At 61.1% G+C, this 13,941-nt stretch carries 12 protein-coding genes; 1 reads left to right on the forward strand and 11 read right to left on the reverse strand.

Annotation, left to right across the window (positions count from 1 at the left end):
• Window positions 1–31: 31 nt before the first annotated feature.
• From AC07V4_RS03815 to AC07V4_RS03830, 4 genes are all read right to left on the reverse strand, one after another.
• Window positions 32–1,438 (reverse strand): PIG-L family deacetylase, encoded by a 1,407-nt coding sequence (locus AC07V4_RS03815; RefSeq protein ID WP_492637324.1) that lies wholly within the window; start codon window positions 1,436–1,438, stop codon window positions 32–34.
• Window positions 1,435–2,331 carry a GNAT family N-acetyltransferase gene (locus AC07V4_RS03820; protein WP_492637325.1) on the reverse strand — a complete coding sequence of 299 codons (897 nt, stop codon included), beginning with the start codon at window positions 2,329–2,331 and terminating at the stop codon, window positions 1,435–1,437. The genes AC07V4_RS03815 and AC07V4_RS03820 overlap by 4 nt, the downstream gene beginning before the upstream one ends.
• The gene (locus tag AC07V4_RS03825; RefSeq protein WP_014716634.1) at window positions 2,332–4,089 is read right to left on the reverse strand and encodes a carbamoyltransferase family protein; all 1,758 of its coding nucleotides are present in this window, start codon (window positions 4,087–4,089) and stop codon (window positions 2,332–2,334) included. It abuts the gene before it with no gap.
• Between the two features lie 141 nt (window positions 4,090–4,230).
• Window positions 4,231–4,587: a YceK/YidQ family lipoprotein gene (locus AC07V4_RS03830; RefSeq protein ID WP_492637326.1), complete on the reverse strand. Its 357-nt coding sequence runs from the start codon at window positions 4,585–4,587 to the stop codon at window positions 4,231–4,233.
• A gap of 196 nt (window positions 4,588–4,783) precedes the next feature.
• Between AC07V4_RS03830 and AC07V4_RS03835 the strand changes: the two genes are divergently transcribed.
• On the forward strand, window positions 4,784–6,868 hold the full coding sequence (locus tag AC07V4_RS03835; RefSeq protein ID WP_492637327.1) for a TonB-dependent receptor family protein: 2,085 nt from the start codon (window positions 4,784–4,786) through the stop codon (window positions 6,866–6,868).
• 25 nt (window positions 6,869–6,893) lie between these two features.
• On the opposite strand, the gene AC07V4_RS03840 is transcribed toward AC07V4_RS03835, so the two are convergent.
• Genes AC07V4_RS03840 through waaF form a run of 7 tightly spaced genes read right to left on the reverse strand, consistent with a single transcriptional unit; the run spans window position 6,894 to window position 13,837 of the window.
• Window positions 6,894–8,330, reverse strand: coding sequence for a lipopolysaccharide kinase InaA family protein (locus tag AC07V4_RS03840; RefSeq protein ID WP_492637328.1), 1,437 nt, complete (start codon window positions 8,328–8,330; stop codon window positions 6,894–6,896).
• Window positions 8,330–9,082, reverse strand: coding sequence for a lipopolysaccharide kinase InaA family protein (locus AC07V4_RS03845; RefSeq protein WP_492637329.1), 753 nt, complete (start codon window positions 9,080–9,082; stop codon window positions 8,330–8,332). The genes AC07V4_RS03840 and AC07V4_RS03845 overlap by 1 nt, the downstream gene beginning before the upstream one ends.
• Window positions 9,079–9,813, reverse strand: coding sequence for a lipopolysaccharide kinase InaA family protein (locus AC07V4_RS03850; RefSeq protein ID WP_492637330.1), 735 nt, complete (start codon window positions 9,811–9,813; stop codon window positions 9,079–9,081). Before AC07V4_RS03850 ends, AC07V4_RS03845 begins: the two co-directional genes overlap by 4 nt.
• On the reverse strand, window positions 9,813–10,619 hold the full coding sequence (gene rfaP, locus AC07V4_RS03855) for a lipopolysaccharide core heptose(I) kinase RfaP (RefSeq protein ID WP_492637331.1): 807 nt from the start codon (window positions 10,617–10,619) through the stop codon (window positions 9,813–9,815). The genes AC07V4_RS03850 and rfaP overlap by 1 nt, the downstream gene beginning before the upstream one ends.
• Window positions 10,616–11,740 (reverse strand): glycosyltransferase family 4 protein, encoded by a 1,125-nt coding sequence (locus AC07V4_RS03860; RefSeq protein ID WP_492637332.1) that lies wholly within the window; start codon window positions 11,738–11,740, stop codon window positions 10,616–10,618. Before AC07V4_RS03860 ends, rfaP begins: the two co-directional genes overlap by 4 nt.
• On the reverse strand, window positions 11,740–12,801 hold the full coding sequence (waaC, locus tag AC07V4_RS03865; protein ID WP_492637333.1) for a lipopolysaccharide heptosyltransferase I: 1,062 nt from the start codon (window positions 12,799–12,801) through the stop codon (window positions 11,740–11,742). The genes AC07V4_RS03860 and waaC overlap by 1 nt, the downstream gene beginning before the upstream one ends.
• A 1-nt stretch (window position 12,802) precedes the next feature.
• Window positions 12,803–13,837, reverse strand: a complete 1,035-nt coding sequence (gene waaF / locus AC07V4_RS03870) for a lipopolysaccharide heptosyltransferase II (RefSeq protein WP_492637334.1) — start codon at window positions 13,835–13,837, stop codon at window positions 12,803–12,805.
• Window positions 13,838–13,941: the final 104 nt, after the last annotated feature.

A 13,941-nucleotide genomic window follows, 5' to 3' on the forward strand; every position in this document is an offset into this window, starting at 1 on the left:
AGGCGCATACGGGCCTGCCTTCGATAGCATCTCAGTCCCGCTTCAGGACCCACAACAGTTCGTGACGACGCACAGCCTTGCGAAAGAATTCGTTCTCGCCATAAGGTGATGGTGCCCGGCCTGCCAACCACTGCTGAAGCCACCTGCGCCCGCGGCGCTTGAACGGCGCGCGCGGCTGCAGGTCGTGCATCATGCCCAAGGCCATGGCCTTGTCCTGCTGCTGGCTCAAGGCAAGCGTGAAGCTGCAAGGCACCAGCTCGACACCGGGGTCGAAACGCGGCGGCAACGCCACGCCGGCACCCGAATCGCCCATGGGCCAGCGGTCGTTATCATGCAGGTGGTTGGCATAGCCGAGCAACGTTTCGGGCTGCCACTCCAGGCCCTGCAACGCCTCAAGTATCGCCGCATGGGCACAGATGTGATCTGCGTGGGGGTCCAGCAACGGCGTCGGCAACACGACTACCTGAGGTCGCGCCTTGAGCAACAGTGCTCTCAGGTCGGCGATCAGGTTATTCCAGGTCGGTGCGCCGTCCATATCCCCCGGCAAGGCAAAGCCGTTGAACTGACGAAACAGCCGCGTATCGCTCAAATCGGCTTCGCGGGAGGCATGGGGTTCCTCCGGCGACGCCTGCATGACCTGCAATTGCATGCAGAAGTAACCCAACTGCACACATTGCGCCTCGGGCACACCGGCCCAGCGTGGCACGGCAATGCTGTCCCAGGCACGCAAACGCCCCTTGAGCCGCGCGGCCTCAGCTGTGGGCATGCCCATCTGTTGATAATGTTCGGCTTCGATTTCACCGGCAGTCAGGGTAACGATCCAGCTTTCGGCTGCCTGGCTATAAAGGCTGAATGCAGCCAGTTCGGCATCGTCGGCGTGGGGCGCAATGACCATGACGCGCTGCTGCCGATAGTCCGGCTGCTGGAAACGCCACAGCGTCGGCTGGCCTTTGATCCGGCACCAGCGCCCGCGTAGCTCGACCGTGCCTGCTACCAACGCTTCGGCTGCACCGGTCAGGTTGAGGTAACGTCGCCCGGCAACCCCGCGCTCGAACACCTGTCGGTCCGGCGAATCCAGGCCTAGTATCTCTACCGCAGGGTCCACGAAGCGCCCGAGCCACGAACTCTTCAACTCGATACCGACGATCAGGGTTTCATCAACGCCCAGCGGAGATTCCAGTACCAGTCGCCCAGCCTCCAGGCGCAAGCCCGGTTGCTCGCTACCCGTCGGGAAAGCGTACTCATAGTCGTCTTTGGGCGAGTAGAACAAGTGATCGGCAAACCATGCCTCATGGGCCGCCCACAGCACGACCGCCAGCACCAACGGCAACCACCAGGCCACCAGCACACCGGCCGCGATCAACACCAACAGGCCGATCAACAGGGCGATACGCTTATTGCGTCGATGACGCTTGAGCAGTTGCTGTTTGCGGCTCATACGCTGAACACCGGCACCGGGTTGCACCAGCGCTCCTTGTATTCGCGGTCGGAACGCCCGAAGGAGAAGCGCAGCGCCTTGTTGACCGCCCGCGCCTGCTCCCAGGCACTTTGGGTATTGAGAAAGCTCAGCACACTGCCAGGGCTGAATGCGCGGGTCTCAGGGTCGACACCACCGTTGACGTACTCGGCGCTGAACCACTCAGTGGACTCCACTTGATACACCAACTGCACGGCAATCGGGGCGTCATTGAGAAACAGCACCGAGCCGAACAGAAACTCCTTGAGCAGCTCCAGCACCTCGGCCAGGCGTGCCGCTCCGGCGGCCGGAAAACCCCAGCGGCGCTGGAACAGGTCGCAATAAATCGCCGCCAATTCCACGCTGGAGAACTCACTCACCGCCCGCACCACACCGCCCGCCTCTTCCAGCAACCGCAACTCACGGCGCTGGTTATAGCGAAACTTCTTCGACAATTCTTCAGAGGTGCGCGCCATCGCCAACTGCTCGGCCTGGGGCTTGAGAGTACTGACACGCCCCTCGTTCAGCGCCGACAGGTAACGTGCACGGTGACGCAACGGAGCCCGCGCCTCGGCAGCAATCGGCAAGATGATCTCGGCATTGCCCAGGTCAAACAGGCCTTTCTTGCCATTGCGCTTGAGCACGTCCTTGGACAGGGCCAGGTCGCGCCCCCAAGTGGCAATCGCCCCCTTGAGTTCGCCGTCCTGCTCCCAGCCCAGGTAACGCACGGAAATCTGCGCCAGCTCGGCCAAGCGCTCGATCACCTGTGGATGAGTCGCCACGCTGCCGCCGTAACGCTGCCAGGCCTGGGCATAAACCTCGGCCTCGACAGGCGCCCAGCCACGTTCACGCCAACCCTGGAAGCGGTTCAGCATTTAGACCACAGCGTCATAAGGGTCCACGCCGTCCTTGACCACCAGAATGTCTTCCATGATCAGGTACTGCAGGTCAGAGCCGAAGAACATGTTCAGCGCATCGGTCGGCGAGCAGATCATCGCTTCGCCACGACGGTTGAGCGAGGTGTTCAGCGACACGCCGTTACCGGTCAGCACTTCCAGCTCTTTCATCATGTCGTAGTAGCGCGGGTTGTACTCGCGCTTGAGCACCTGGGCGCGGGAAGTGCCATCTTCATGGACCACTTCCGGCACACGGGTCTTCCACTCTTCCGCCACTTCAAAGGTGAAGGTCATGAACGGTGCCGGGTGGTCGACCTTGATCATTTGTGGAGCAACGGTGTCGAGCATCGACGGGCAGAAAGGCCTCCAGCGCTCGCGGAACTTGATCTGGTGGTTGATACGGTCCGCCACGCCGGTGGCGCTTGGGCAACCGATGATCGAACGACCGCCCAAGGCACGTGGACCGAACTCCATCCGGCCCTGGAACCAGGCCACCGGGTTGCCATCGACCATGATCTTGGCGATGCGCTTGGGCATGTTCTCGATCTTGCGCCAGTTCGGCTTGCTCTCGTGCTTGGCGCACGCCGCGATCACGTCTTCGTTGCTGTAGGACGGGCCGAGGTAGACGTGTTCCATCTTCTCGACCGGTACACCACGGGCGTGGGACACATAGGCGGCCGCGCCCACCGCGGTGCCGGCATCGCCGGACGCCGGTTGCACGAAAAGCTCTTTCACGTCGTCGCGGGCGATGATCTTCTGGTTCAGCTTCACGTTCAGCGCACAGCCGCCGGCGAAGGCCAGCTTGCCGGTGTCCTTGAGGATGTCGCCCAGATAGTGGTCGATCATCTGCAGGGCCAATTTCTCGAACAGCGCTTGCATGCTGGCGGCGTAGTGGATGTACGGCTCGTCGGCGATGTCGCCTTCGCGTTTCGGGCCCAGCCACTCGATCAGTTTTGGCGAGAAGTAGAAACCCTTGCCCTTCTCTTTGTAGCGACGCAGACCAATGACGTTGGCGTAGTCAGTGTTGATCACCAACTCGCCGTTCTCAAAGGAGGCCAGGCGCGAGAAGTCGTACTTGCTGGCGTCGCCATACGGCGCCATGCCCATGACCTTGAACTCGCCGTCAAGCATCTCGAAACCGAGGAACTCGGTGATTGCGCCGTACAGGCCGCCCAGGGAGTCCGGATCGTAGAATTCCTTGATCTTGTGGATCTTGCCGTTTTCGCCGTAGCCAAAGAATGTGGTGGCGTACTCGCCCTTGCCGTCGATGCCGAGGATCGCGGTTTTCTCTTGGAAACCGGAGCAGTGATAGGCGCTGGAAGCGTGGGCCAGATGGTGCTCAACCGGTTCGATCTTGATTTTCTTCGGATCGAAGCCCAGTTGCTCCAGGCACCAGACGATCTTGTTGCGATAGCGTTTGTAGCGGCGGTTGCCCATCAGGATCGCGTCGAGGGCGCGGTCCGGGGCGTACCAGTAACGCTTGGCGTAGTGCCAGCGTGCTTCGCCGAACAGGCTGATCGGGGCGAAAGGGATCGCCACTACGTCAACGTCGGAAGGCTTGATGCCGGCCTGTTCCAGGCAGAACTTCGCCGATTCGTAAGGCATGCGGTTCTTTGCATGTTTGTCGCGTACGAAACGCTCTTCTTCGGCGGCCGCGATCAGCTTGCCGTCGATATACAAGGCTGCGGAAGGATCATGGCTAAGGGCGCCGGACAGGCCAAGAATCGTCAATGCCACAGGGGTCTAGCCTCTTTTAGTCTGCATGCAGGCGGGTCGCGCCTGAAAAAAGTGTGCCTCCCGCCTCGGCAGGAAACAGCTAAAGGGCGGGATTATAGCGTAAAAGCAGTGGGAAGCTGTTAGCGACAAGCGCCAAGAGGATCAGCGATAGATCTCGATGCTGCCGTCCTTGTTTTGACGGTAGATCGTGTAGGGCAACACCAATGTATCCATCACGCCCGAGGCAACCGCCTCGATGGCGATGATAGGAAATGCGTTACCCGCTGAGTTCAACAGGTGGCTGTCGTTCAAGCCTTTTTCAGGCTGGGGTTCACCATTGAGCGTACAAAAGCCATAGATCACACCGCTGTAGACCCTCGGTACATTTTCACAATGGCTGCGCGAGTCCTTGAGGTTCTGGCTAGTCACGGCGTCGGGGCGAAAGACCGTGTTGACCGTGCCGCAACCAGCAAGCGATACAAACAGCGCCCCCCACAAGACTTTCGAGGTAATCCGCACGAACCACTCCTTTAGACACGCTGGCCATTTTCATCGACAGGACCTGCCACGCTACCATCGACGGCCAAAACAACCCAGGGTACGTAAACCGATTTGCAGCGTAGGGTGATTCTTAAATGATAAAAATAACCTGGGTCATTAAACTCGCGCCTTTTTTGCGCGTTTACTCCCAAACGCCACGGATTCTGGCTGACTCATGAAGACCCTCACCCACCTCACCCTGCTGTTGCCCGGCTTGCTCGCCTTGAGCGATACCGCGCGGGCTTACGATACGCCCCTGATCCTCGACCCCAGCGTAGTCACCGGCTCACGCAGCGCCAGCCCGACGTTCGACCTGCCCTACTCGGTGGACAGCATCAGCCGCGAGCAGATCAGCGACGGCCAACTCGGCATCAACGCCTCCGAAGCCCTGTCCCGCGTGCCGGGCCTGGTGGTGCAGAATCGCCAGAATTATGCCCAGGACTTGCAGATTTCCTCCCGCGGCTTCGGCGCGCGTTCGGCATTTGGCGTGCGCGGTATCAAGCTGATTGCCGACGGCATTCCCGCCAGCACCCCGGACGGCCAGGGGCAGGCAGCCACCTTCAACCTCGACACCGCCGAACGCATTGAAGTGCTACGCGGCCCGGCAGCCACGCTGTACGGCAGCAACGCTGGCGGGGTGATCCAGATGTTCTCCCGCGACGGCGAAGGCCCACCGCGCATCGGCGCCGAAACCCTGGTGGGCAGCGATGGCATGAGCAAGAACCACCTCACCGCCGAAGGTGCCACCAATGGCGCGGGCTTCGTGCTTGATGCTTCGCGCATGGACACCGATGGCTACCGCGACCACAGCAGCGCCCGCCGCGACCAGACCTTCGCCAAGCTCAACGTCGAGCCGGATGACGACAGCAAGCTGGCGCTGATCTACAGCAGCCTGGAGCAGAACGGCACGCAGGACCCGCTGGGGCAGACCTGGGCGGCGTACAAGGCAGACCCGCGCTCGGTCGCTCCCGCCGCACTGCAGTACAACACGCGAAAAAGTATCGATCACCAGCAATTGGGCATGAATTACGAACGGTATTTCGGCGATGCGACGCTGCAGGTGAATGCATACACCGGGCGCCGGAGCGTGATTCAGTACCTGTCGATCCCAGGTGGCACACCGGCCGACAAGCGCGGCGGCGTGGTGGATTTCGACCGCAAATTCTACGGCGGCTCCATCCACTGGCTGCAACCCATCACCAGCGCGCCCGGCGACCTCACCCTGATCACAGGACTGGACTACGACCGCAGCCAGGATGATCGCCAGGGCTACTCCAATACGCTCAACGGTGTACACGGTGTCAAAGGCGCCCTGGGCCGCGATGAAATCGATACCGCCACCAGCCTCGACCCGTTCGTGCAAGCCAATTGGCTGCTGGGCGACTGGACCCTGCAAGCCGGCCTGCGCCACAGCACCATGAAGATGGACGTGGACGACCACTTCCTCAGCGACGGAAACGACAGCGGCAGCAAGACCTACCAGAAGAACACACCCTCGGTCAGCGTGATGTACGCGTTCACGCCTGACTTGCACGGTTATGTGAGCGCCGGCAAAGGTTTCGAGACACCGACCCAGGCGGAATCGGCGTATTCCAGCACCTCGAATGGCTTCAACTTCGCGCTCAAGCCGTCAGTCAGCACACAGTATGAAATGGGCCTGAAAGCCCGCATCGGCCAGGACACCCGCGTCAACGCCGCCGTGTTCCAGATCACTACCGAAGACGAGTTGGTGGTACAGCAATCCAGCGGTGGCCGCACCACTTACCAGAACGCCGGACGCACCCTGCGCCGTGGTTTTGAACTGGGCCTGGAAAGCCAACTCAGCGAACACTGGAGCACCAACCTCGCCTACACCCGCCTGCAAGCCACTTACGACAGCGACTTCGTCAGCGGCGGCAGCACGCCAATCGACAAAGGCAACTACCTCCCCGGCGTGCCGCAAACCACGCTGTTCGCCGAGCTGAACTGGAAGCCTCGCGACTGGGTCAGCACCGCCGTCGAAGGCATGTACCGCAGCAAGGTCTACGTCGAAGACACCAACCAGCAACATGCAGCACCGGGCTACAGCGTGTTCAACTGGCGTGCACGGTTCGAGCAGAAGGTAGAGCACTGGACCTTTCACCAGACATTGCGCCTGGATAACTTGTTGGATCGCCAGTACGTCGGATCGGTGATTGTGGGTGACGGCAACGGCCGCTACTACGAAGCTGCACCGGGCCGCTCGTGGTACGCCGGTGCCGGCGCCGAATACCAGTTCTAACCCCGCTCACTACAATATCGGTCACCTATGGCGCAGGCAGGCGCTGGTCGATCACTTTGTAGAGCGCACTGTTCTCAGGCCAGTTACGCATAAACCGCGCGCGGTCCTTGGCAAACGCCGGGGCAAAGCTGGCGGCGGAGTGGTGCTGACACATCGCGTCCAGGTCGATCATCGCCCAGCGACCTTCGTTCCAGAACAGATTATGCCCCTTGAAGTCGCCATGACTGATGCGCTCGCGGATCAGCTCAGCAAACAGCTGGTCCAGGGCCAGCAGTTCGTTTTCAGGGGCGTCACCACGCTCAACGTAGGGCGCGAAGCGCTCGATGATATCCGGCCCCGGCAAGAACTCGGTGATCAGGTAAGCCCGGCTGCGCAGCCAGAAAAAACGCTTCTCCAGCACCGCCAGCGGCTTGGGTGTGGCAATGCCAAGAAACGCCAGACGGTTTCCTTCGCGCCAGGAATGCCAGGCACGGCTGGGGCGCCAGAAGCGCTTGAGCCAATGGGCAAAACCCTTGATGTTGTAGCGCTTGATCACCAACGGGCGGCCAGCCACCTCGACCTTGGCGACACTCGCCGCGCCACCGGTCTTGTACAAATGGCCCTGCTCGAGCAGCGCATCCGCCTGCTCCAGCACCGGCACCATCGCGGCCTCTTCTTCACGACGCGCCGCACACAAGCCAAAGGCGCCACGCACCACGCTGAACAGCGTGCATTCACGGCCGACCTTGCTCATGAAGTCCCTCATGCGCCAGGCGCTGACCTTACGCACCTGCTTCTCGAGGGCTTCCAAGGGCAACGCATGCTCACCGTTGCTTAGCAGGTAGTACACCAGCAACTCTTCGGTAAACGGCTCGAGGCTCCTAGGCAACTGGGCAAAAAACACACCAAGGTTTTCCAGCACGCGGTTGCGCGACAGCGGCTTGCCGGCCTCTTCAGCGCAGATCCCGGCGCCATCAATCAGGTACAGCTTGCCGTTATGACGCAGCAGGTTGTCCAGGTGCAGGTCTTCCTGCCACACCCCTTGGGCGTGCATCTGGGCAATCGCACCGAGGGCTTCGGCGAGCACGGCAGTTTGTTCGTCCGCTAACGGCGGCAAGTCTTCGACGGCATGCCAGGCATCCGCTAGGCTTTCGGCACCTTCGAGAAACTCGAATAGCAACCAGCCACCCTCGCCGTCTTGCAACCCGTCGGCCAACAGTAAGGGCGTAGTCAAGCCTTGCTCGGCCAACAGCCGCACACCGTTGCGTTCACGCTGAAAATGCCGCGCGGCCTTGCTGCCCACCAGCAACTTGGCCAACACCGGGCGCCCACGCCAAACCGCCGCGCCCACATAGCGCTGCCCCGGCAGCACCCGCAACAGGCTCAGCAGTTGCAACTGCCCGGGACCGGCCGCATCCGCCAACTCGATGCTCAGCGGTAAGCTGGGCGTACGGCCGGCATTTTTCAGCTCGGACAAACGCATCAACGGCTCTCCTTGTGGCTGCGACGGGCCGTCAGACGCTGATGCCAAGTGGCAACCAACGCGCTGTCCTCAGGCTGTTCCAGGTAAGCGGCCAGCAATTGGCGCACCTGAGCCTCAGACCACTGGGGAGCACGACGCAACAGCGGCTCCAGGTCTTTCACCCGGTCACGCCAGCCAAACAACAGCGGGCGGGTTTTCTCCAGGTCAATCAACTGTGCGGCATAACCGTCGGCGGTGGCCTGCAGGAAAATATGCTTGGGGTAAAAACAGCCATGCACTTGACCCACATCGTGCAATTTGTGTGCAAGCTGGCCACAGGCCCGCAGGATTGCACTGTGCTGGGCGTCGCTCAGTTGCGGCCACTGCTCCAGCAACGAATCCAGGTCATTCCAACCGTCCAATGCACGGGTCAGCAACATTGCACGACGCTCGCCCTTGATCTTGCGCTCACCGAAGAACGCGGCTTGCAACGCCGGGATACGCCGCTGGCGGTAAAGGCTGATGTTGCGAAACTCACGGGCAAAACTCGGCTCGCCCAATGGCCTGTGCAAGGTGCGCGTCAGGTAGTTGCTTTGGCGCTTGAGGTAATAACCCTGCCCCTCCAGTTCCAGGCGATACACACTGCTCCAGCCACCGCGACTGGTATTGGGTTCGTCTACAGCATCAAGTTGCTTGGCCCACAAGGCGTCAAAGGTCGCCAGACCGTTGCGCTCCAGCAGAGCACGGTCTTCGGCCGCTAGAAAGTCACTCATTCGCGCCCCTCGAAAAACTTCACCACGTGACGAATGCGTTGTTTATCCGACGCCGTCAGGTGCGTGTGTTGGCGATATTGCATGTAGAAGCGCAGGCGCTGGGTGGCCGACAAGTGATACTTGGCGACTTTGTCCAGGCAGGCCAGGTCCTTGGTGATGCGGTATTTGAGCCAGAAGCCGCGCCAGAAATCACCGTTGGGGCAATCGATCAGGTACAGGGTGCGCTGGTCGTCCACCAGAAGATTGCGCCACTTCAAGTCGTTATGGGTGAAGCGGTGATCGTGCATGGTGCGAGTATATTCAGCGAGTTGACGGCTGATCGCATTGACCCAGCACGGATCTTTCAGCCGCGCATCCTTGCGTTCGGCCAACACCGACAAGTCTTCGGTTTTCGGCAACTCACGGGTAATCATCGCCCCCCGGTTGTACGCCAGGCCCTTGCGATCAAGCCCCCAGGCGACCACATCGGCGGTAGGAATGCCCCATTTGGCAAAACGCTTGAGGTTCTGCCATTCGGATTTGACCCGAGGCTTGCCCAAATAACGACGCAAGCCTTTACCGGCGCCGACATAGCGTTTGACGTAGTAGTTGATTCCGTCACGCGTCACCCGGATCACTTCCGACAGCGGATCGCGAGTCAACTGTTCACCCTGCAGAGCGAACACCGCGTCAAGGCTGCCAAAGTCGTCTGCCAGGGAGGCGTAAGCGGGTTCCAGGTTCCACCCCGCCATCAGAGCGCGTCCCCGTATCGCTGCTTGCGCGCGTAAAGCTTGGCGGCCATGCGTTCCAACTCGTTCAATAGCGCCGTTTGCTCTGCCAGGATCTGGCGCAACGGCTGCTGGAAGTAATGCTTGAGGAAGCGCAGCTTGTCGCGCTGGGTCAAGCCGATTTCCAGTGCCGAGTAATACAGCCCGGCCAGATCCTTGTTGCGCCAGCGCATCGGAATCGTCGGGCGCACCTGGGCACGGTGCAAGTCAATCACCGACAGCTTGAGGTTGTCGGCAGTGATGGGCTGGTCGGTGTGCAACAGAAAGTGGCAGAGGTAGCAATCACGGTGGTTGACACCGCCCCGGTGCATCGCGCCAACGGTACGTGCCAGTTCGACGGTCAAGGCGTGCTTGATCGCCGGAGCCGGCGGCTGCTTGACCCAGTCGAGGGTCAAGTCTTCAAGGCTGATAATCGGCGTCAGCTCTTCGGTGATGATGAATGAATGCTGATCGGCGGGGTTGCTGCCTTTTTCCCCAAAGGCCACTGCGGTCATGGTCGGCACGTCCAGCTCTTGCAGGCGCTGGATCGCCCGCCACTCCTGGCCCGCGCCCAATACCGGCAACTTGGCAGTGACCAGGTTCTTGAGGATTTCGGCCCAGCCGATTCCCCGGTGGATCTTCACGAAATAAGGGTGGCCATCCACCACCGTACGCAACGTACGGCGAGCGGCCAGCTCGCGGAACACCTGGCCTTCCAGTTTCTCGACCTCGGCAAAGGCATCACGCCCCGCCCACAAGGTCTTGAACGGTTCGGCAAGAATCAACTTCATCGGTTTGGCTCCGCCAGAATCAGGTCCGCAGCGTACTGCGGCATGCTAAAGAGGTCGGCCGTCTCGGCGAAGGCCAGACCATTGCGACTCCAGGTCGCACGCGCGTGTGGATCGTCGAGCATCTCGACCAGGTATTGATTGAGCTGGGCCTGCTCGAAGGGCTCGTCCAGCACCCGGCCACTTTGGGCCTTGTCGATGTAGAAGGCATAACCACAGACCTTGCTCACCAGCACCGGCAGGCCTGCGACTACGGCTTCGATCAGCACGTTACCCGCCGCTTCGTTGTAGGCCGGATGGATCAACAGATCAGCTCCCAGCAGGAAACGCGGAATATCGTTACGCCCCTTGAAGAACTGCACCTGATCGCCCAAGCCCAACGCAGCGCTCTGCAATTGGAATACTTTGGGGTCATCCTGGCCGATTACAAACAGTCGAGTACGCTTCTTCAAGGCCGACGGTAACGCAGCTACCGCCTTGAGACTGCGGTCCACACCTTTGGTCTTGAAGCCAGAACCGATCTGGACCAACAACAAATCATCGTCCGCCAGGCCGAACTCGCGGCGAAACTCAGCGCGGATCTCAGCGGCGTTGGGTGGCGCGCGGCGATCACGGGAGATACCGGGTGGCAGCAGGTGAAAGCGCTCAGGCTGGGTGCCGTAATATTGGGTAAAAAGCGGCTGTTGCTGCGCGGAAATGGTCAAGATCCGGGTCTTGGCGTTTTTATCAAACACCGCACGCTCATACTCCGCGAAGTGCTTGTAACGCCCGAACCAGCGGTACATCGGGTTGCGAAGGGTCTGTGCCTTGTCTTCGAACACGCCATCGGCGGCGAAGTACACATCCAGCCCCGGCATCTTGTTGAACCCCACCACACGGTCCACCGGACGCTTGGCCAGGTCGGCCTGGATCCAGGCATACAGCTTTTCGTTGCGGCGGTGGTTGACCAGCGCCTTGACCGGTGCCACCAGCACTTCAAAGCCCGGCGGGATATCGCCTTCCCAGATCAACGTGTACACACGAATCTGATGCCCGCGCTGTTGGCACTCCAGGGCGATGCGCATGAAGTCACGCTGCAGGCCACCGAAGGGGAAGTATTTGTAAAGCACAAAAGCCAGTTGCATCAGTGCTGTTCCTCGGCCAATAACAATGTGGTCAGTCGGTTTGCCACACGTTCAGGGTTCAGGCGTGTAAAGCACAGGGGCGACTCGCGTGGGACGTCGAACCGCCGCAGGTCATCAGCCGTAGGTTGATAAGTGCATTGCTTTTGCAGGCAAGGCGCACACGGGAAATCGCTGGCCAAATGAATCTGGCCTTTGCCATAGGCACCAGTCAGGCCGGGGTTGGTAGGGCCAAACAGGGAAATGGTCGGTACGTCCAACGCGGCAGCCAAGTGGCCAAGACCGGTGTCCACCGCCACGCAGGCACGGGCGCCGGCCAACACACGGGCGACACCCGCCAGGTTCAGCTTGGGCAACACTTCGGCGCTGGACAGGCCCTGAGCCAGGCGTTCAGCCCGGGCCTTTTCGGCTGGGTTGCCCCACGGTAGCTTCACATCCACGCCCAAACGCCCCATGCGCTCGGCCAGTTCGCGCCAGTAGGCTTCCGGCCAGTGCTTGGTGTCCCAGGTGGTGCCGTGCAACAGCAGTACGAAGGGCTTCTTCGGCGGCAGGCCGACGAGCTTGTCGACATTCAGCCCGTAGTCGCCCAACGCCTTAGGCAAGTCATAGCCCAACGCCACGGCAAACAGTTGGCGCAAACGCTCCACCGCATGTTGCCCCCGGGCCACGGCCAGGCGCCGGGAATAAAAGCGTGCCGCAATGGGTTCACGGGCGGAGTTTTTATCGAAACCGGCCACCGGCGCACGCACGTAGCGGGTCAGCCAGGCGCTTTTGAGCAGGCCTTGGGCATCGATCACCAGGTCGTACTTGGTCGACTGGATGCGCTGTTTGAAACGCCGCCACTCGCCGCTCTTGAAGGTCTGCCAGATGTTCTTGCGCCAGCGGCGAATCGCCACCGGAATCACCTTGTCCACCGCAGGGTGCCAGGTGGGGATCTCGGCAAAGCCTTCTTCCACCACCCAGTCGAAGCGAATACCGGGAATTGCCCGCGCCGCGTCGGTCAGTGCCGGCAACGCGTGGATCACATCACCCAGGGATGAGGTCTTGACTACCAATACTCGCAAACTATCGGACCTCTACCACTGAGCCCTGCAACCGCTGCAAAGCCTCATTGACTGGCTGCGGCAGCAATTGACGCAGGCAGTTGTAGTGGCCGAACCGGCAGGTGCGGTCAAAGCACGGGCTGCACTCCAGGCCCAGGCGCACCACCTCGACCTTGTCGGCCAATGGCGGGGTAAAGCCTGGAGAGGTGGAACCATACACCGCGACCAGTGGGCGGTTGAGCGCGGCAGCCACGTGCATCAGGCCGGAGTCGTTGGACACCACCGAATCCGCACAGGACAGCAGATCGATCGCCTCGGCCAGCGAAGTATCGCCACTGAGGTTCACCGCTTCTTCGCGCAGGCCAGGGATCAAGCGCTGGCGTATGTCTTCGCCCACCGAGTGATCGTTTTTCGAGCCGAAGAGCCATACTTGCCAGCCTTCACGGATCTTCGTCTCGGCGACTTTGGCGTAATGCTCCGACGGCCAGCGCTTGGACTCGCCAAACTCGGCGCCCGGGCACAGCGCCAGTACCGGACGGTCCAGGGTCAGGCCGAACTTGGCCAATGCCGCATCACGTGTCACCGGGTCGATCTGCAGACTGGGACGTGGGTAAGGCTTGGGCAACTCGGCACCCGGCTCGTAAGCCAAAGCCATGAACCGTTCGATCATCAACGGGTAGCGCGCCTTGTCGAGGGTGCGTACATCGTTGAGCAGTACATAGCGGAATTCGCCGCGCCAGCCGGTACGCTTGGGGATACTGGCAAAGTAAGGCACCAGCGCCGACTTGAGCGAGTTGGGCAGCAGGATGGCCTGGTCGTACTGGCCGGCCATGGATTTGCCGATTCGACGACGGGTCGCCAGCTCAAGGGCACCGTGGCCGAGCGGGAAGCTCAAGGCCTTGCGCACCTCGGGCATGCGCTCGAGGATCGGCCGGCTCCACTCGGGGGCGAGCACGTCGATCTGGCAGTCTGGGTAGCGAACGCGCAGGCACTGGAACAGTGTCTGCGCCATCACCATGTCACCGACCCAACTGGGCCCAACGATCAGAATATTCATGTAGTTTCCACAAACGATGCGGGGAGGCTTATGCCTCCCCGCATCGACAATGACTGTAGATCGCGCTTTGTGTGGGAGCTGGCTTGCCTGCGATGGCATCGCTT

The organism is Pseudomonas sp. GW821-FHT03A09, assembly GCF_059421065.1.

Coding starts and splice junctions, on each gene's coding strand:
- AC07V4_RS03820 (WP_492637325.1), bottom strand. CDS start 2,331: ATGCTGAACCGCTTCCAGGGTTGGCGTGAACGTGGCTGGGCGCCTGTC.
- waaF (WP_492637334.1), bottom strand. CDS start 13,837: ATGAATATTCTGATCGTTGGGCCCAGTTGGGTCGGTGACATGGTGATG.
- AC07V4_RS03840 (WP_492637328.1), bottom strand. CDS start 8,330: ATGCGTTTGTCCGAGCTGAAAAATGCCGGCCGTACGCCCAGCTTACCG.
- AC07V4_RS03815 (WP_492637324.1), bottom strand. CDS start 1,438: ATGAGCCGCAAACAGCAACTGCTCAAGCGTCATCGACGCAATAAGCGT.
- AC07V4_RS03845 (WP_492637329.1), bottom strand. CDS start 9,082: ATGAGTGACTTTCTAGCGGCCGAAGACCGTGCTCTGCTGGAGCGCAAC.
- AC07V4_RS03850 (WP_492637330.1), bottom strand. CDS start 9,813: ATGGCGGGGTGGAACCTGGAACCCGCTTACGCCTCCCTGGCAGACGAC.
- rfaP (WP_492637331.1), bottom strand. CDS start 10,619: ATGAAGTTGATTCTTGCCGAACCGTTCAAGACCTTGTGGGCGGGGCGT.
- AC07V4_RS03835 (WP_492637327.1), top strand. CDS start 4,784: ATGAAGACCCTCACCCACCTCACCCTGCTGTTGCCCGGCTTGCTCGCC.
- AC07V4_RS03860 (WP_492637332.1), bottom strand. CDS start 11,740: ATGCAACTGGCTTTTGTGCTTTACAAATACTTCCCCTTCGGTGGCCTG.